The 19088-nt window shown below is 39.3% G+C and carries 19 protein-coding genes and 1 tRNA gene; 11 read left to right on the plus strand and 9 right to left on the minus strand.

Annotation, left to right across the window (positions count from 1 at the left end; all coding sequences use genetic code 11):
- Positions 1–305 precede the first annotated feature (305 nt).
- Together nrdE and nrdH are read right to left on the minus strand one after the other, a co-directional pair.
- Positions 306–2465 (minus strand): class 1b ribonucleoside-diphosphate reductase subunit alpha, encoded by a 2160-nt coding sequence (gene nrdE, locus FFM66_RS08680; RefSeq protein WP_137605653.1) that lies wholly within the window; start codon positions 2463–2465, stop codon positions 306–308.
- Between the two features lie 102 nt (positions 2466–2567).
- Positions 2568–2792, minus strand: a complete 225-nt coding sequence (nrdH, locus tag FFM66_RS08685) for a glutaredoxin-like protein NrdH (RefSeq protein ID WP_048603993.1) — start codon at positions 2790–2792, stop codon at positions 2568–2570.
- A 361-nt stretch (positions 2793–3153) separates the two neighbouring features.
- Between nrdH and FFM66_RS08690 the strand changes: the two genes are divergently transcribed.
- The 3 genes from FFM66_RS08690 to FFM66_RS08700 are packed head-to-tail and all read left to right on the plus strand — an operon-like array spanning position 3154 to position 5905.
- A complete protein-coding gene (locus FFM66_RS08690; RefSeq protein ID WP_048603994.1) occupies positions 3154–3618 on the plus strand; it encodes a FeoA family protein in 465 nt (154 codons plus the stop codon).
- 2 nt (positions 3619–3620) lie between these two features.
- Entirely contained in the window at positions 3621–5774 is a 2154-nt protein-coding gene (gene feoB, locus FFM66_RS08695) for a ferrous iron transport protein B (protein ID WP_137605654.1), read from the plus strand.
- Positions 5774–5905, plus strand: a complete 132-nt coding sequence (locus tag FFM66_RS08700) for a FeoB-associated Cys-rich membrane protein (RefSeq protein ID WP_137605692.1) — start codon at positions 5774–5776, stop codon at positions 5903–5905. Before feoB ends, FFM66_RS08700 begins: the two co-directional genes overlap by 1 nt.
- Before the next feature lie 53 nt (positions 5906–5958).
- Here the strand turns inward: FFM66_RS08700 and FFM66_RS08705 are convergent, their stop codons facing one another.
- From FFM66_RS08705 to FFM66_RS08720, 4 genes are all read right to left on the minus strand, one after another.
- Positions 5959–6816, minus strand: coding sequence for a DegV family protein (locus FFM66_RS08705; RefSeq protein ID WP_137605655.1), 858 nt, complete (start codon positions 6814–6816; stop codon positions 5959–5961).
- A complete protein-coding gene (locus FFM66_RS08710) occupies positions 6809–7363 on the minus strand; it encodes a DUF1836 domain-containing protein (protein ID WP_137605656.1) in 555 nt (184 codons plus the stop codon). Before FFM66_RS08710 ends, FFM66_RS08705 begins: the two co-directional genes overlap by 8 nt.
- A 361-nt stretch (positions 7364–7724) precedes the next feature.
- Complete coding sequence (locus tag FFM66_RS08715; RefSeq protein ID WP_048603998.1) at positions 7725–8057, minus strand: inorganic diphosphatase; 333 nt, start codon at positions 8055–8057, stop codon at positions 7725–7727.
- Positions 8058–8132: 75 nt separating this feature from the next.
- Positions 8133–8435, minus strand: a complete 303-nt coding sequence (locus FFM66_RS08720; protein ID WP_048603999.1) for a MazG-like protein — start codon at positions 8433–8435, stop codon at positions 8133–8135.
- Positions 8436–8752: 317 nt separating this feature from the next.
- Here FFM66_RS08720 and FFM66_RS08725 point away from each other — a divergent pair, with 317 nt between their 5' ends.
- Entirely contained in the window at positions 8753–9346 is a 594-nt protein-coding gene (locus tag FFM66_RS08725) for a hypothetical protein (RefSeq protein ID WP_137605657.1), read from the plus strand.
- A gap of 139 nt (positions 9347–9485) precedes the next feature.
- Here FFM66_RS08725 and FFM66_RS08730 read toward each other — a convergent pair.
- Positions 9486–9558, minus strand: a tRNA-Lys gene (locus FFM66_RS08730).
- 361 nt (positions 9559–9919) lie between these two features.
- On the opposite strand from FFM66_RS08730, the gene yycF reads away from it, so the two are divergent.
- From yycF to walJ, 5 genes are read left to right on the plus strand one after another with little or no spacing between them, the layout of a single operon-like run.
- On the plus strand, positions 9920–10624 hold the full coding sequence (yycF, locus tag FFM66_RS08735) for a response regulator YycF (protein WP_048604001.1): 705 nt from the start codon (positions 9920–9922) through the stop codon (positions 10622–10624).
- A gap of 7 nt (positions 10625–10631) precedes the next feature.
- Positions 10632–12458, plus strand: coding sequence for a cell wall metabolism sensor histidine kinase WalK (walK, locus tag FFM66_RS08740; RefSeq protein ID WP_048604002.1), 1827 nt, complete (start codon positions 10632–10634; stop codon positions 12456–12458).
- Positions 12455–13753 (plus strand): YycH family regulatory protein, encoded by a 1299-nt coding sequence (locus FFM66_RS08745; protein WP_048604003.1) that lies wholly within the window; start codon positions 12455–12457, stop codon positions 13751–13753. Before walK ends, FFM66_RS08745 begins: the two co-directional genes overlap by 4 nt.
- Positions 13754–14605: a two-component system regulatory protein YycI gene (locus FFM66_RS08750; protein WP_137605658.1), complete on the plus strand. Its 852-nt coding sequence runs from the start codon at positions 13754–13756 to the stop codon at positions 14603–14605. It begins immediately after the preceding gene.
- Positions 14606–14653: 48 nt separating this feature from the next.
- Complete coding sequence (walJ, locus tag FFM66_RS08755; RefSeq protein ID WP_048604005.1) at positions 14654–15460, plus strand: exodeoxyribonuclease WalJ; 807 nt, start codon at positions 14654–14656, stop codon at positions 15458–15460.
- Between the two features lie 42 nt (positions 15461–15502).
- On the opposite strand, the gene FFM66_RS08760 is transcribed toward walJ, so the two are convergent.
- Complete coding sequence (locus tag FFM66_RS08760) at positions 15503–16132, minus strand: NAD(P)-dependent oxidoreductase (RefSeq protein ID WP_137605659.1); 630 nt, start codon at positions 16130–16132, stop codon at positions 15503–15505.
- Positions 16133–16210: 78 nt separating this feature from the next.
- Complete coding sequence (locus FFM66_RS08765; RefSeq protein WP_137605660.1) at positions 16211–16843, minus strand: CPBP family intramembrane glutamic endopeptidase; 633 nt, start codon at positions 16841–16843, stop codon at positions 16211–16213.
- A 232-nt stretch (positions 16844–17075) separates the two neighbouring features.
- On the opposite strand from FFM66_RS08765, the gene groES reads away from it, so the two are divergent.
- Both groES and groL read left to right on the plus strand, forming a co-directional pair.
- Positions 17076–17360: a co-chaperone GroES gene (gene groES, locus FFM66_RS08770; RefSeq protein WP_048604011.1), complete on the plus strand. Its 285-nt coding sequence runs from the start codon at positions 17076–17078 to the stop codon at positions 17358–17360.
- Between the two features lie 22 nt (positions 17361–17382).
- Entirely contained in the window at positions 17383–19008 is a 1626-nt protein-coding gene (gene groL / locus FFM66_RS08775) for a chaperonin GroEL (RefSeq protein ID WP_048604012.1), read from the plus strand.
- Positions 19009–19088 lie beyond the last annotated feature (80 nt).

Raw genomic sequence — 19088 nt, forward strand, 5'->3', positions numbered from 1 at the left:
TCATTCCACTAGAAATACTTAAAAAAGTGGAAGTGACATCCTAGTTCCTATTTTGGTAATAAATTTTCTGCAAGAAAATTTAGTCTGATGTTCACAACGAATATCATTCCACTAGAAATACTTAAAAAAGTGGAAGTGACATCCTAGTTCCTATTTTGGTAATAAATTTTCTGCAAGAAAATTTAGTCTGATGTTCACAACGAATATCATTCCACTAGAAATACTTAGAAAAGTGGAAGTGACATCCTAGTTCCTATTTTGGTAATAATATTCTGCAAGAAAATTTGTGTTGTCGTTTAGTTGCATCAAATGACACAGCTTTCGCATTGGTTGCTACCGATTTCTTCTGCATCATCGGTAAATGTTCGCACATAATAAATAGACTTGATGCCTTTATTAAAGGCATAGTGACGCAAGATATTCAAATCCCGCGTGGTTTGTTTATTGGTTGTTTTCCATTCATACAAACCTTCAGGAATTTCTGAACGCATGAAAAGTGTCAGGCTCATTCCTTGGTCGATATGCTGTTGGGCAGTGGCATACACGTCAATTACTTTACGCATATCCATATCGTAAGCGGATTTGTAAAAAGGAATCGTGTCGTTGGACAAGTAAGCCGCTGGATAGTAAATTTTACCGATTTTCTTTTCTTGCCGTTCTTCAATCATTCGAGTAATTGGGTGCAGGCTAGCACTAGTATCGTTGATGTAAGAAATCGAGCCGTTTGGTGCGACTGCAAGCCGGTTTTGATGATACAAACCATCTTTTTTAACGGCTGCTTGTAATTTTTGCCAATCTTCTCCACTTGGTAAAAAGATATCTGCAAAGATTTCTTTGATTTTTTCTGATTTTGGTTGGAAGTTCCCCGTCGTGTATTTATCAAAATAGCTGCCGTCTGCATAAGCGGATTTTTCAAAATTATGGAAAACGGTTTGTCGTTCACGAGCGATGGCGTTGCTTTCAACTAAGGTCCAATAGTTCAACAGCATGAAATAAAGATCTGTGAATTCAAGGGATTCTGGTGAGCCGTATTCCATATGGTGCTTTGCAAAGAACGTATGCAAGCCCATCCCACCAAGACCAATCGTATGCGCTAAGTTATTGCCATGTTGGATCGATGGAACCACGTCAATATCTGAGGCAACTGTAACAAAAGTCAATGCTCGTGTCATGGTTCGGACAGATTTACCAAAATCAGGGCTTTCCATCAAGTTTACAATATTGGTGGAGCCAAGATTACAAGAAATATCCGTTCCCATCACTTCGTATTCTTGCTTGCCATTGATTAGTGAAGGTTGTTGTACTTGCAGGATCTCAGAACAAAGATTACTCATAATGATCTTACCGTCAATCGGGTTGGTTCGGTTGGCTGTATCGATATTTATCACATAAGGATAACCAGATTCTTGTTGTAATTTAGAAATTTCGTTTTCTAAATCACGGGCTTTGATTTTTGTTTTACGAATCTTGGGATTTGCTACCAATTTATCGTATTCTTTGGTGATGTCGACATAAGAAAAAGGCACGCCGTATTCTTTTTCAACGCTATAAGGGCTGAACAAATACATGTCTTCATTTTTTCGAGTCAGTTCATAAAATTTATCCGGTACGATGACTCCAAGAGACAAGGTTTTTACGCGGATTTTTTCATCGGCATTTTCTTTTTTTGCGGATAAAAAGCTGATGATATCTGGATGAAAAACATTCAGATAAACGACACCGGCACCTTGTCGTTGTCCCAATTGGTTGGAATAGCTGAAGCTGTCTTCGAATAATTTCATGACAGGCATCACACCGCTGGCAGCTCCTTCATACCCTTTGATGGGTGCGCCGGCTTCTCGTAAATTAGACAAGGTGATTCCAACGCCGCCGCCGATTCGTGACAGCTGCAAGGCAGAATTGATTCCACGCCCAATAGCATTCATATCATCGGTGATTTGGATTAGGAAACAAGAAACCAATTCTCCACGACGTTTCCGTCCAGCATTCAAGAAAGAAGGGGTCGCTGGTTGGTAACGCTGATGAATCATTTCATCAGCTAATGCTAAAGCCAAAGCTTCGTCGCCATTGGCAAAATACAACGCATTGAACGCGACACGATCTTCATAGGATTCAAGATAAGCAGTACCATCATTGGTTTTTAGCGCATATTGAGAATAAAATTTGTAGGCTGCCATAAAGGATTTGAATTGAAAATTTTGCTCATCAAGAAATTGATACAATTTTTCAATGAAGGCATCGGAATAATTTGCTAGAAATTCTTTTTCCAAATAATCATTGGCTACCAAGTAATCAATTTTTTCTTTAATAGAAGCAAATGTCTTAGTATTTGGTTCGACATTTTCAGCAAAAAAAGCAGCTAGTGCTTCTTTATCCTTGTTCAAAGGGATTTGTCCATCGACAGGTCGGTTGATTTCATTATTCAACTTGAAATAACTAACGTCGGAAATATTTTTTAAACTCATGGGAAGACCCTTCTTTCGTTCAAGTTTTTTAAGCGATAAAAAAGGATTTGCTGGCTTACAAGGCTGACAAATCCGAGGTTTACAAAGTTAGCGAAGAAAAAATCAAGACGCTAGTTGACGTAGTTGATCTGGTCGAAATCCGATGATTGGTTGTGCGTCGGAAGTTACGACGGGAACGCTCTGGAAGCCTTGTTCCTTTAATTGATCGATCATTTCTGGTTGTTCGTCGATATTCACTTCTTGAAAGGCAATATTGTTTTCCGTTAAAAAGCGTTTTGTCATTTTACATTGCATACAATTATTTTTTGAAAATACGGTAATAGTCATTACGCGCCCCTCCTTGTTCCTGTTTTGGGAAAAATTATTATAAACTAAGTATAAGTCAGGACAGAAAAAAGTCAACAAAGAAACACTACATCTTGTGTTTGTGAAATCAAAGGGTACTAAATTTTGTGTTTTTATACAAAAATGAATGTGCTGGAAATCTCACCGTTTCTTGATTAAGAAGAAAATAAACAGGAGGTTGTATAAATAAAACGAGTAAAAAAAAGCAAATAAATTTTTCTATGTGAAAGAGATAGCAATTTTCGAAATTGGATTGACTTTTTGAGGTAAAGAACGTACTCTTTAACTGAGAATAATTATCATTTGCGATTGTAAATAACTACACAAGAATGGAGCCGACGGGATGAGAAAATTAAGTGAAGCGAAAACCCATAAAGTCTATCAGGTAAAAGAGATTCAGACGACGGCAGAAATTCAGCTTCATTTGAATCATCTTGGTTTGATTCCCGGCAGTAAAGTTGTCTTGCTGCAAACGGTAGGAGAAAACGGTATTGTTCTGCTGCACAATAGCCGCTTGGCGTTGGATCAGCAAATTTTAGAAAAAATCATGATCGAGGAAGCCAAAGAAACCGGTGAGTGGGTGTCATTAGATCAATTGGCGATCGGAGATACAGCAACTGTTGTGGGTGTTCATGGTGAAGGAGCTGTCAAACGGCGGTTGATGGATATGGGCCTGACTAAAAATGTTCGAGTACAAGTTCGGAAACGGGCTCCTTTAGGTGATCCGATTGAAATTACCGTTCGCGGCTATGAATTGACTCTTCGAAAAAATGAAGCTGCCTATATCTTAGTAGAAAAGGAGCAGTAAAAATGCGAGAAACCTATCTAGCATTAGCAGGAAATCCGAACAGCGGAAAAACCAGTACCTTCAATCAATTGACAGGTGCAACCCAGTCTGTTGGGAATTGGCCCGGTGTAACAGTAGAACGCAAAGCCGGAAACTTACGAAAAAATAGAGAAGTTATCATTCAAGACCTTCCGGGAATCTATTCCCTTTCTCCATATACACCAGAAGAAATTGTGGCTCGGGATTATTTGTTGCAGGATCGTCCAGACGTCATCGTTAACATCATTGACGGCAGCAATTTAGAACGTAACCTTTATTTAACAACACAGCTTTTAGAAACAGGCATCCCGGTGGTTGTAGGAGTTAATATGATGGATGTCGTGAAAAAAAGCGGCAAAAAAATCAATCTGGAAAAACTTGCTTACGGACTGCAAACCCCCGTTGTCGGAATGAGTGCGTTGAAAAAACAAGGTCTGGATGAATTAATTCATAAAAGCTTGCAGGCGGCAGAAATTTTTCCGCCAGAAATCCATTACCCGGTGTATGATCCAAAATTGGAAGCCGCTTTGAGTGAAATCAATGATGTGTTAGGCAATACGGTACCGGAAAAACAGGCGCGTTGGTATGCTGTCAAATTATTCGAACAAGATCCGGTCGTTTGTCAACAAGTAAATTTGTCAAAAATCCAACAAAAAGAAATCAATGAAATCATAAAAATTACGGAGAAAATCTTTAACGATACCAGCGAAGCAATCCTAATCAATGAGCGCTATGAATTTATCGCCCGATTAGTGGCGTTGTGTGCAAACCAAGAAAGTAATTTTGTGGAGACCGTTAGTGATAAAATCGATCAAGTAGTAACGAACCGCTTTTTGGCTTTGCCTATTTTTGCTTTGATGATGTGGGGAATCTACTATCTGTCAATTCAAACCATCGGCACGATCGGTACAGACTGGATTAACGATGTGTTATTTGGTTCGGTGCTTCCTCAATGGGTGGAAAAAACATTGGTGAGTTGGCAAGTTGCTGATTGGATGCAACAGTTGATTTTAAATGGAATTTTAGCAGGTGTTGGCGCAGTTTTAGGGTTTCTACCGCAAATCATCGTCTTGTTTTTCTGTTTGTCATTGTTAGAGGACTGCGGCTACATGGCGCGCATTGCCTTCGTCATGGATCGCCTGTTTCGAAAATTTGGTTTATCGGGAAAGTCATTTATTCCTATGCTGATTGCGACTGGATGCGGTGTGCCAGGAGTAATGGCCAGCCGTACCATTGAAAATGAAAAAGATCGGCGGTTGACGGTTATGGTGACGACCTTCATGCCTTGCTCGGCAAAGCTACCAATCATTGCCCTGATCGCAGGAGCTTTCTTTCCTCACAGTAGTTGGGTAGCACCTTCTGCATATTTCTTAGGAATTACCGCCATCGTTTTGTCTGGGATTGCTTTGAAAAAAACACGGTTGTTTTCTAGTAATCCGGCACCCTTTATTATGGAACTGCCGGCGTATCATTTGCCGCAGATGCACAATGTTTTTCATCAAACGACTGATCGTGCATGGGCATTTGTTAAAAAAGCCGGTACGATTATCTTTGTTTCCAGTATTGTCATTTGGCTTGCTTCAAATTATAATTTTTTGTTGCAACCAGTGGCAGAAAATCAAAGTATTCTTGCACAATTGGGGCGTCTGATTGCGCCACTATTCGCACCATTGGGATGGGGGCAATGGCAAGGGACCGTTGCAACACTGACAGGATTGGTCGCAAAAGAAAATGTTATTGGCACCTTTGGCGTACTATACGGCCATTTATCGGAAGTCTCTGAAAACGGTACGGAAATTTGGGGACAAATGCAAATGAACTTTACACCTGCTGCTGCGTATTCATTTTTAGCATTTAATTTACTGTGTGCACCGTGTTTTGCGGCAATCGGTGCTATTCATCGGGAAATGGCAAGCTTGAAATGGACATGGTTGGCAATCGGTTATCAATGTGGGTTAGCTTATGGCGTCAGTTTTCTATTGTATCAATTTGGTCACGTATTTTTTGAAGGCGGTGCATGGACGATGGGGACGTTTTTGGCAGTTGTCGTCGCCGGAGGAATGCTGTTTGCCATTCTTCGTAAACCAAAAGAACAAAAACTGCCATTTGTGCAGATTGTAAAAGGAAGTGAAAGATGATGGCGACTTTTTTGTTGAGTGTTCTGATTTTTGGTAGTGCCGGCTGGATCGTTTATCGTCAGAAAAAAAGTGGCGGCAGCTGCAAAGACTGCACGTCAAGTTGTCCGGTTAAACAAGAACAAGTGAAATAAAAAAAGCGAAGTTTCCCAAAAGGAGACTTCGCTTTTTTTTCATAATAAATTCTTTAGTCCAGTAACTGGGCACCTACACCCAATAAGCCTGGACCAGTATGCACAACAAGCGCAGGAGAGATTTCACCAAAGTAAAATTCTTTTACCCAAGGAAAATCCTGTTGCAATTGTTTTTTGACAGCTAATGCTTCTTCATAAGCACCGCCATGAGCAACAGCAAGTCGGACATTTTTATGTTCACCGACAAACTTATGAATCAAGGCAATCGTTTTTTCTAAACTTTTTTTGCGTCCACGTGCTTTGGCAACGGTGTAGTAGACACCTTCGTCATTGCAAGAGATGATGGGATTTAATTTTAAAGCAGTTCCTAAAAGGGAAGCGACCAAACCGATTCGTCCACCTTTTTGTAGATATTCAAGTGTCGCCACATTAAAATAAACAGTATTTTTGCTGACCTCTGCTTCTAGTTTAGAGATTATTTCCTTGAAGGATAACCCGGCTTCCAGCAGTTCATTGGCATGAATCGCCTGAAGACCGGCAGCAATCCCAATATTTTTAGTATCTAAGACGTAGACTTCTAATCCATCATACTGTTCGCCTAAAAGCCGCACGATGTTATGGGTGCCGCTTAAACCTGCAGAGATTGTCACGCCCAAAACTTTTTCGTAGCCATCCGCTTTGATTTGATCAAAAATTTGATTGATAGCATCTCCGGATGGTAATGAGGTGCTGGGGATTTCTTGCGGAAGCCGTTGGTAAATTTCTTCTGCGCTGATTTCAACTTTATCGATGTATTCACGATCGCTATAAATGATTTTTAAAGGAATCATGTACATATGATTTTCCGCCATGATTTCTGCGGGAACATCAGTACCTGAATCCACTAAAAGAGCAATTTTTTCTTTATTCATGAGGTGCCTCCTTCAAATAGGTTGTTTCTAATGCAATTGTTTTTTCTGCGAGCATTTTCATGGCAAAGGCGGAAGTAGCCGCCCGAACGGCAATGAATTCAACGGCTGTTTCTGTAGATTCATTGTAACTTTGGCTTTGGGCATGGGCGCCGATACGATAGATCGCTTGTTCTTGTTCTTGGCAAAAAATATTGTAGGCTTCTTGAATGCCGCTAGTTTTTCCTTGGAAAATGATCCCATCTTTGATTTCAGGAATCGTCAGGATTTGTTTAAGCATGGTGATTGCTATTAAAAAAGCGACATGTTTTCGGGTATAGCGTTTTTTTTGTGGTGCTGGGATCAGACCGAGTTTGACATAATTGTTAACCATCGAAGGGGTCAACAAGGTGTGTTTTTCTGGTTGAATGACTTGGGAAAGGTATTGATCAATCAACTGAATCACTTGATCCATATACAAATTAAAATCAGGCAATGCTTCCCAACGAGGCAAGTGAAATTTTTCCAATTCTGATCCCCAACTAGCCAAATCGGTTTTAATCGTGTTCATTGTATCAGCTCCGTTTGTTAAAATTATCTAATGGAAGTTATTTATAGGTTTATCTAGTTTTTGAAACTAGATAAATGATAACATACGCAGGAAGGATTGAAAAGACTTGGACAACTTATTGGGGGAAATTTTAATTAATTCACGTAGGTTAAGGTTCGGTTAAGCAAAGCAGGGTATTCTTTATCCATACCCAATAACCCAAACTTTTCTTTTCATTTTCTCCCTAACCAGTCGTTTCCTGCGACTGGTTTTTTTTGTATAAAAATAGTGCAGCCGAATTCTGCCGCACTAGTTGGTTGAAAATTTTGGTTATGAAAATATTTTCTTAGGTGTGAATGCCACAATCTGTATTTTACTTACATCAATAAGTAAGTATTGTAGTGTCAAAAAAGCGCTCTTGAAATTCTACGAGTGCTTGGATTTGTTCCTTGCTGTATTTGTTTAACTCTTTACAAACGACCAACTTATCTTCGGTGTCATTGAGTCGTTCTATTATTGCTACAACATATCCCTCGTATACCTCCAATGGTTCGAATTCTCCGATAATATAGGCATCGATTTCTTCTCCGTCACCCGAAAGCGTATCAGGAATAAAACCGTAATTTAAAGGATAGATAAAATTATGCTCTGGATGTTTAGATCCTAGAGGTCGATCCATTTTTACTGTCACTTTCTTTCCCAAATACGACGACATACGACTACCTCCCTAGTAATATAATTTAGAAAAAAGGATACTCACTACAAGCGATAGCTATTCTTTTAAATGGTTTTACAGCTTTTCTTTTTCGGATAAAAATTTTTCTAGCTCTGATTCGATATCGACATCTAATCGGTTTGATAGTTCAATTAACCACCAGATAGTTTCAGCTAATTTATGTTCCAAATTATAGGGTGTTTCATCATAGTATCTGCCAAATTTTGTCATAACCAACCGGTTTAAGTTTCCGATATCGTTTGAAAGTGCTAGTAAATCTTCTTCGACAGTCCATGGACGATCATGGTTTTTTACTTCTAATTCGTGGTAACGTTCTCTTATTTTATTGCTTCGTTCAATTAGTTCTTTTACATCCATTTTAAATTCTCCTTTGTTCATTTAGCTGATTTTAGATTGCTCATGCTATTTAAACTAGTTTCTTTTATCCTATCAGTAAATTCTTTTTTTGTATGTAGAGAGCTTTAAATTAGATTTTTTACAAGATAATAATGAAAGAGTAGTGTTGAAATAAGCAGGAAAAAAGCGAGACATTTCCTATGTTTTTCCCACCTTAAATGGTATAATCTAGCTGATTAATCCTGATATGTAGTGAACGATGGAATTTCTTCTTGGGCATGATTATTTTAAGATAGTTAAAAAATATAACCATGGTAAAAAAGAAAGGCTGATTTCATATGAATAGTTCTGGGAAAAAGGGTAGTGTCGTTTATAGTCAGCAATTTAGGGATAATTCTTGGACATTGAGTCTTTTGACCAATGACTTGAAGTCTTTTTTTGAAAATGATCAGAGAGTTTCGGCATTGATCAATATTGATGGATGCTCCTATCCAATCAGTTCTTTTAAACATTTTGCAATGACTACCAACTGCACCATTATGATTAAAGACGGATATATTGACATTGTACAGAGCGGGAGAATTGTCGGTGTATTTTTAAAAAGAACGAATAAAGTTCTTTACAGATTAAATATGAAAAGAATCATGAGTCTGGATTTTCTTATTGGCAAATCGAGTGATTATATCGAAGAACCGGGAATTGGGTTTTATCTCAATATTTGTATGGCGGATGGTAAAATTTACAGATTCTTCATACTAGGATTAAATGCGGCGATATTACTTTATACCAGTAACTATCTAAAGAAAACGAAGATAAATGTGAATGATGCGTTAATTCCCTTCTTGTCTAAAGAACACATGGATTCAATTAATGCGGAGGTTTATCAAGTAATTGAAGATATTCCTGCAATGACAAAGATTAGCAAGGTTTAAAATAGAAGAAAAAAACCACTCTGATTTTTCAGAGTGGTTTTTAGGTCAACAGAAATAATCAATAAAAAAAGAGGATAGCACAAACGTCTTCAAAATGCTTTCGCACCGGCGTTTGTCTATCCATGGGTTTGGCACCCAATGGGCTGTGGGGGGCTCGAACCCACGACCCGCTGATTAAGAGTCAGCTGCTCTACCAACTGAGCTAACAGCCCATCTGTTTAACACTTAGATATTTTAGCATTGCCAATTCGTAAAAGCAAGGCATTTTAAATAAAAAATTTTTGTCTTTAAGCTTCAGTTAAGTCAACGAGGCTATATTCTATTCATACCCAATAACCCAAACTTTTCTTTTCATTTTCTTCCCTTGGCCAGTCACTCATCTGTGGCTGGTTTTTCTTTTTCCCCAACTTTTAAGTTATAATAGATAGAGAAGGAACTTTATAGTAAGAAAAAAGAAGAGAATCAGAATAGGTTCGTTTCTTAGGAAAATGGTAAATAACGGATGTATTAATGAAAACCCATTGAAAATAAGGTATAATGGGTAAGACAAAAAAGATCGAGAGGTGACTTTTTGTGAAAAAAATATTAGTTGTTGACGATGAAAAGCCAATTTCAGATATCGTCAAGTTCAATCTCACAAAAGAAGGATACGAGGTCTATACTGCCTATGACGGCGAAGAGGCTTTAGAACAAGTAAAAGAAGTAGAACCAGATTTAATTTTGCTGGATTTGATGTTGCCAAAAATTGATGGCTTGGAAGTTGCTCGTGAAGTTCGAAAAAATTATGACATGCCGATTATCATGGTAACGGCAAAAGATTCAGAAATCGATAAAGTTTTAGGACTTGAATTAGGGGCAGACGATTATGTAACCAAACCATTTTCAAATCGTGAATTGGTTGCCCGAGTAAAAGCAAATCTGCGCCGAGGTTCCTCTGCAGCAAAAGAAGCCGAGGAAGCACCAAATTCTGATTTGACTATCGGAGATTTAACGATTCATCCAGATGCTTATATGGTGACAAAAAATGGAGAAGCCATTGAATTGACACACCGAGAATTCGAATTGCTGCATTATCTTGCCAAACATATCGGTCAAGTGATGACACGAGAACATTTGCTGCAAACGGTTTGGGGCTATGATTATTTTGGGGATGTACGGACAGTAGACGTAACGGTTCGCCGATTACGGGAAAAAATCGAAGACAGACCCAGCTATCCTAATTACCTAGTTACTCGCCGCGGAGTTGGTTATTATTTAAGAAGCCCGGAACAGGAGTAGACAATTTATGAAGAAAAAAGTTCGCTTTTTTCAATCAGTGAACTTTAAAATCGCCCTCGCATTTATCTTGATTTTGTTAATTTCAATCGAGATTATCGGGGCGTATTTTATTCGCGGATTGGAAAACTCAACGATCGATAATTTTACGAAGAATATGAATCAGCAGGTTTCCAGCCTTGCCGGAACGGTTGGTTCGGAGTTGAGTAAAAAAGATGCTTCTGATACCACAGTGGCAGACGCTACAATCCAACGTATTTTGGACAATACAATGTCTTCTGACATGATCGAAATGCGGGTGGTGGATGAAAAAGGAATTGTCCGTGCGACGACTAATGCTGCCGACAAAAGTACGATTGGCAAAAAAAATGATTACCAAGATACCACCGATTTTACTGCCAAACGGGCGATTGATGAAGCCACAGGAAAAAGAGTGTACATTATTGTACAACCGATTCAGTCACCCACGGGGGATGCTGCAATCGGCGTTTTGTACGTGAAAAGTGATATAGAAAAAAAATATCAGGAAATTTATGATACAGCATTGATTTTTGTCACGGCTTCGTTGATTGCTGCGGCAATTTCAATGATTGTTGCGGTATTGGTCTCTCGCTCGATTACGCAGCCAATCGGTGAAATGCGAGAGCAAGCGTTGCGGATTGCCCGGGGAGATTATAGTCGAAAAGTTGCTGTTCATGGAAAAGATGAATTAGGACAATTGGCTGAAACCTTCAATCAGCTGGCTGAGCGGATTGAAGAAACACAGGATGCAATGGAGTCGGAACGTAACCGATTAGACAGTGTGTTGTCTCACATGACGGATGGTGTAATTGCCGCAGATCGTCGGGGAAAAATTATTACGATCAACGAGATGGCATTGATGCTTTTAAATGTTCAAAGCGAAGATGTGATTGGTCAATCAATGCTGGAATTATTGGATATTGAAGAAGAATATACTTTGCGAAAAATCCTTGAAAATCCTGACGAAATTTTGATTGAACGAGAAACCGCTGATCGGGGTACGATTATTTTGCGCACCGATTTTTCGATGATTCGTCGAGAATCAGGGTTTATTAGTGGTTTAGTTGCTGTAATGCATGATGTAACGGAGCAAGAAAAAACGGAGCAGGAACGTCGAGAATTTGTTTCTAATGTTTCCCACGAATTGCGGACACCGTTGACCAGCATGCGCAGTTACATTGAAGCTTTGAGTGAAGGCGCGTGGAAAGATGAAGAAATCGCTCCTAATTTTCTTAAAGTAACCTTGGATGAAACCGATCGGATGATCCGGATGATCAATGATTTGCTGAGTTTGTCTCGCATGGATAGTGGCAATGCCCAGCTACAATTGGAATATGTGAATTTCAATGAATTGCTGAGTTTTGTGTTGGATCGTTTTGACATGATGGTAACGAATCAAGAGAAAAAATACGTGATTCAACGGGAATTTACACAACGAGAATTATGGGTGGAAATTGATCCGGATAAAATGATCCAAGTGATCGACAATATCATGAATAATGCCATCAAATATTCTCCAGATGGTGGAATCATTAAAGTTCGTCTAGTAGAAACCCACAACAACATCATGTTAAGTATCAGTGACCAAGGATTGGGAATTCCGAAAAAAGATCTGTTTCGTGTCTTTGACCGTTTTTACCGTGTGGATAAAGCACGGGCCCGCCGACAAGGGGGGACTGGTCTGGGATTAGCTATTTCGCGTGAAGTGATGAAAGCGCATGGTGGCGCTATTTGGGCGGATAGTAAGGAAGGAAAAGGCTCGACATTTTACATTACGTTACCGTATGAACCGTATGAGGGGGACTGGTGGGAATGAAATTATCTGAAAAATTTATTCGTCTCGGTCTGATTTTGCTGATTGCGTTGAGTTTGTACTTTTCTTATGTGATTTGGCTGAGTCCTTCCAATCGAACGGTTCACGAACAAACCATGAATCAAGTTATCGCCACACAAAACTATCGCAAGGCTTCGGATGTATTTATGCCCTTGAGTGTTTCTTGGATCGATGGAGAAGACATTCAGCAAACGACATCAGAAACCTTGATTTCTGAACTACAACCGCTGATTACTTCTGCAAAGATTGAAAAATTAGCGACTACTACCTATGATAGTTTTGATGAATTTCAAGAACAGGCGGATATTCAACGGGGAATTGAGCTGGATTATGTCGGTCCGTTTTCTCTGCAGGAATATCTCACGATGTTTGATTTAAACAGCAGTGAAAAAAGTGCAGATGGGTATTTTACGAAAGTGCAGCTTGATTTTGAACAAAAGGAAATTCGCTTCATCAATGTGAAACGGTATCAAATCACGAAAGCGGCGATGGCGTTTGATCAAACCGATTTTCAAGAGGTACTTGAACAAGCGAAAACAACTTGGACAGCGATGACAAAGGAAAATCGTCTGCAAAATCTGCAGTTTAATTTAAAAGAACCGGTGAAAATGAAGATGTACAGCTATATCTCTTCTTCACAGGCCTATACTGTTTTTCGCGATGCCTTTTTTAAGGACGCTGCAGATGTAAAAAGTAATGAGGACAGTCAAGATGTCGTATTGTATGATGGTTCGGAAAATATGACAATTCAGCAAGAACAACAATTAGTGGATTTTCGTGGAGAATTGTTGCCGGATGAAGACAGCACGGATATTTATTCCCAAAGCTTTCATTTTATCAGCCGATTAGGAACTAATTTAGGTAATGTCCGCTTTTTTGACCGCAGTAAGGATACGGCAAATTATCGAATTTTTGTGGAAGGCTTTCCGGTGTTTAGTGAAGATATTCGCGGAGAGATCAATTTGACGATCTCTGAAGATAAGAGCGGCGATGGATTGCCAGTGCATATTCAGACTAGTTTGAATACGATTCAAGTGCCGATTCCTTCAGAAGAAGAAATCGAATTGGCAAATAATGAAACGATCATTGATCAGATTCTTGCTGCTGGGGGCAATCGGGAACAAATCCGCTCTATGATTATTGGTTATCAATGGCAGGATATCAAGGATACAAATGGCGTGGTAGATCTGGTACCAACCTGGTACATCAAATACGATGAAACTTGGTATCCTTATAAAAAATTAGTGACCCAATTAAGTGAAACGGAGGCGGAGTAATTGGATTTTAAGAAAATCGAATGGATCTTTTTTCTCGCGTTTCTGGGTTTAAATATTTTCCTTTTCAGTCTCTATCATGATGCTCAAAGTGATGAAAACAATGTCTCTATGTCTAACCAAAAAATCGATATTGAACAGCGATTAGCTTCGGATAAAATAAAATATAGCGGCGAATTATCAAATGAAAAGCTTGAAGGCTATTATTTGAGTGGTGAGCAAACGGATTTGGCACAAATATTGGAAGAGGATGCGGAGAATCAGTCGTTGCAAAATGGAACGACGGTCGAGGACGATGAGTTGACACATGTTACTAGTGAGAACTATTATATCAGCGATGACAAGAAAACCGAATCCGCACTGAAAAACTTTTTAAGTAAAGAAAGTCAGATTCTATTTGGAACCGAGTACGAGTATCTGCCAAATTATTCCCTGACAGATGAGGAATACCCAGAAGTCGTGGCAGCACAAACTTTTGAAACGATTCCCTTCAACGATCCTACAAGTCGTGTAACGATTTCGCTGGAGAAAGTTGATGATTTGTTAAAAATTGCCCGGTACACCCAGACACACCTTTCACAAATTGAAAAGTTACGGGAAAAGATGACCTTGTATACAGAAAAAGATGCAATAAATACGCTGTATATCAATAATAAAATTCCCAGCAAATCACGAATTGTTTGGCGGCAACTGGCCTATACGCGAATTTTGAAGGTACGGGAAAAAAATGTGTACGTGCCAGCTTGGTTTGTTGCGATAAAAACTGGTGATGATTTGGTTCAAGTAGAAATGGTGAATGCCTTTAGTAACCGCATCATCACAAATAATACATTGCAGAAGGTAGAAAATTCTTAAAAAGCTATGTATAATGGAGCAAGTTGTTAAAGAGAGGGAGTCAGCCGCATGTCAGAAAGTAGTGCTTTTCAAATCAGTATTTTAGCCAGCGGCAGTTCTGGTAATTCACTGTATATTGAAAGCAATCAAAAAAAAATATTAGTCGATGCTGGTCTGAGCGGGAAAAAAATCACTTCGTTACTCGCTGAAGTGGGAAAAAAACCGGAAGATTTAGACGCGTTGCTAGTGACTCATGAGCACCGTGACCATATTCACGGAGTTGGAGTCATGGCTCGAAAATATAAGTTAGATGTTTATGCCAATGAACAAACTTGGCAAGCAATGGACGGGATGATTGGGAATATTGCAACAGAACAAAAGCATATCTTTGAAATGGGCAAAGTGTTGACCTTTGGGGATATGGATATTGAAAGTTTTGGGGTTTCTCACGATGCCGCAGCACCCCAATTTTACCGTTTTTATAAAGATGGTCGGTCCTTTGTGATGCTAACGGATACCGGCTATTGCAGCGATCATGTTCGTGGAATCATCCGTGATGCAGATGCTTATCTGGTTGAAAGCAACCATGATTTAGAAATGCTACGGATGGGGCCTTATCCTTGGAGTTTGAAGCAGCGAATACTTGGTGATCGTGGACATTTGTCCAATGAAGATGGGGCGTTGGTGATGACCGATATTATTGGTGATCACACAAAGCGAATCTATCTAGGTCATTTAAGTAAAGAAAACAATATCAAAGAATTGGCACATATGACGATGGAAACCACACTCAAGGAACATGATTTAGGTGTCGGAGAAATCTTTGAAGTCTACGATACAGATCCAGATAAAGCAACGGATTTATTTGCCGTATAAAAAAAGCACTGAAATTTTTAAATTTCAGTGCTTTTTTTGAGCTTATCGGCTAACAACGCTGATGTGCTCTTTCACGTGTTGTTGATTTTCTATTTCATCTAACAAAGCGATAGCGTAATCCGCCATGCTAATTTCACTTTTTCCGGCTGTATTTTTAATCAGGCGATCATCATTCAATTGGTAGGTGCCGGTACGTTGACCATCTGGGTTAAAAAAGGCGGCTGGGCTGAGATATGTCCAGTTAACTTCTGTATCCTTCTTCAATTCCAATAATGCAAGGTACATGTTGTGGGCAGTTGGATAAAAAGGCGCATCCGTTGGTACACCATCAATCATGCGTTGTGTTTTTTCTTCATCGATAAACAAAGAAGAAGCCCCACCAACGACTAGTAGACGCGTGGTAGTAGGTGCCAAAATACTTAACAGGTGATCGATACTGGTTTGATGCAGTTCTTCTTTGCCTTGAGGTGCATTGAAGGCATCCACAACGACATCAAATTTTTGTAAATCTTCCGTGGTTAAATCAAATAAATCTTTTTGTAGATAAGGAATTCCAGTAGCGAGTTTTTCTGGATGACGTACGATTGCTGTAACTTCTATTCCACGGTTTACTGCTTCTTGTAAAATAAATGAACCGGCATGACCGGTTGCGCCGATAATTGCGATTTTCATGGTTATTCCTCCTTGGATAATAAGATTAGGTTTAGTGTAGAAGGAAGCTATTTTTTTGTCAAAAGCTTTGTTTGTTTATTAAGACTGAGACTGGGCAAATAATTGAACAAGTACCACCAAAGCATTCATTCCAACATGAGTAATGATCGAAGTCCAAATTTTTCCGGTATGTGCGTACAGCCAAGCAAAAAAACTACCTAGCAGGAAATAAACCAGCAAATGGCCATCGTTATGAGCAAAGGCAAACGCTAAGGAACTGACCACCACACCGATCCAAAAAGAAAAGTGCTTAGAGACAAAGCCTAAGATTGCCCGGCGAAAAACGAATTCTTCCATGATTGGTCCGCCGATCGTCACGGCAATAGCAAAAATAGGTCGTTGGATGATGATACTAATAATGTTTTGCGTATTTTCTGAAGGAGTGGTTTGTCCAAACATCCCTTCAATGGATGTAGCGACAGCTTGCAATAACAGAGCAATAAAAATTCCGCCGAGTCCCCAAAGTAAAATGGCAAGTTTTGAAGAAACTTTTTTTTCATGAAGAAGGGGTTCTGTTTGTTTTTGGTAAAGAAAAATCATCAGCAAAGCGCCGGTAAGATAGGTCACCGTAGTCGCTAGAATCGCCTGATCCGGTGTAGGAAAAAAAGCGGGAATAAAGAAAGCCAGACCATAACAGAAAATCGTAAAAAAAGTGTATTTATTTAATGACATAGAATTCTCCCTCTTAGTAAAGTAATAAGTTGTGTCAGATAATTATTCATTATTATAACGTAAGGAGATAGAGGAAACAATGAAACTCCCTTTAAAGGAGAAAGCGCTAAAAAGTAGACAAAAAAACTTGCAATGTTCAAACAAAATGAGTAATATAAATCTTGTAGGTTAGCACTCGATAATCGAGAGTGCTAATCAAAGATTAAGTATAGATTTAATGGAGGGATTTATCGTGTTAAAACCATTAGGCGATCGTGTTATCATTGAAGTCGCAAAAGAGGAAGAAAAAACAGTTGGCGGGATCGTATTAGCATCCGCTGCTAAAGAAAAACCACAAACCGGTGCTGTTGTTGCGGTTGGTGAAGGACGTACGTTAGATAACGGCGAAAAAGATCCTGTGTCCGTAAAAGTCGGCGACCAAGTCATGTTTGAAAAATATGCTGGTACTGAAGTAAAATTTGAAGGCAAAGAATATTTGATTGTGGCAGGAAAAGATATTATCGCAATCGTAGAATAAAAAAACTTGAGGTGAAATAAAAATGGCAAAAGATATCAAATTCTCAGAAGACGCTCGTGCAGCAATGCTTCGCGGGGTAGATAAATTAGCAAATACAGTAAAAGTGACCTTAGGACCAAAAGGACGGAATGTTGTTTTAGAAAAATCTTACGGTTCACCATTGATTACAAATGATGGCGTGACGATCGCCAAAGAAATCGAATTGGAAGATCATTTCGAAAATATGGGTGCAAAATTAGTTTCTGAAGTTGCTTCAAAAACCAACGACATCGCTGGTGACGGAACAACTACTGCTACTGTGTTGACGCAAGCAATCGTTCGTGAAGGATTGAAAAACGTTACTGCCGGTGCTAATCCTTTAGGCATTCGACGTGGGATTGAATTGGCAACAAAAGCAGCAGTTGAAGAATTGCACAGTATTTCTGCCATCGTTGATTCAAAAGAAGCCATCGCACAAGTAGGTGCTGTTTCTTCTGGCAGTGAATTAGTTGGTAACTACATTGCAGATGCGATGGAAAAAGTTGGCAACGACGGTGTCATTACTATTGAAGAATCAAAAGGAATCGAAACAGAATTAGATGTTGTTGAAGGAATGCAGTTTGATCGCGGCTACCTTTCTCAATACATGGTAACGGACAACGATAAAATGGAAGCTGTTTTGGATAATCCTTACATTTTGATTACAGATAAAAAAATCTCAAACATTCAAGATGTATTACCATTGTTAGAACAAATCCTACAACAATCAAAACCATTGTTGATTATTGCCGATGATGTAGACGGTGAAGCTTTACCAACCTTGGTCTTGAACAAAATTCGTGGAACCTTTAATGTAGTTGCTGTAAAAGCACCAGGTTTTGGGGACCGCCGTAAAGCAATGTTAGAAGATATCGCTGTTTTAACTGGTGGAACAGTAATTACGGAAGATCTTGGTCTTGAATTGAAAGATGCAACAATCGAAAATCTTGGTCAAGCAAGCAAAGTTGTTGTAGACAAAGACAATACAACAATCGTTGAAGGTGCCGGTGGAAAAGATGCCGTAGCTTCTCGAGTACAATTAATCAAAAATCAAATTGCTGACACGACATCAGATTTTGATCGTGAAAAATTACAAGAACGCTTGGCTAAATTAGCTGGCGGTGTAGCAGTTATTAAAGTTGGTGCGCCAACTGAAACAGAATTAAAAGAAATGAAATTGCGAATTGAAGATGCATTAAATGCAACTCGTGCTGCAGTAGAAGAAGGCATGGTTTCCGGTGGGGGAACAGCTTTAGTAAATGTCATCAATAAAGTTTCACAAATTGAAGCTTCAGGTGACGTTGAAACTGGCGTGAAAATCGTGGTTCGTGCTTTAGAAGAACCCGTTCGTCAAATCGCTGAAAATGCTGGTTACGAAGGTTCCGTAATCATCGACAAATTAAAACATGCAGAATTGGGCATGGGCTTCAATGCTGCAACCGGTGAATGGGTAAACATGGTCGAAGCAGGAATCGTTGACCCAACGAAAGTTGCCCGTTCAGCGCTACAAAATGCTGCATCTGTTGCTGCTTTATTATTAACTACTGAAGCAGTCGTTGCCGACAAACCAGAACCAGCAGCACCTGCTGCTCCAGCTATGGACCCAACTGGCATGGGCGGTATGATGTAATTTTCTAAGAAATCAGGAAAGTCGCAAATGAAAAATTTGCGGCTTTTTTTGTGGATTCTGAAAGATGTAACATGATATAG

It is taken from the genome of Enterococcus songbeiensis (assembly GCF_005405265.1).
GTDB classification, from domain to species: Bacteria; Bacillota; Bacilli; order Lactobacillales; family Enterococcaceae; genus Enterococcus_C; species Enterococcus_C songbeiensis.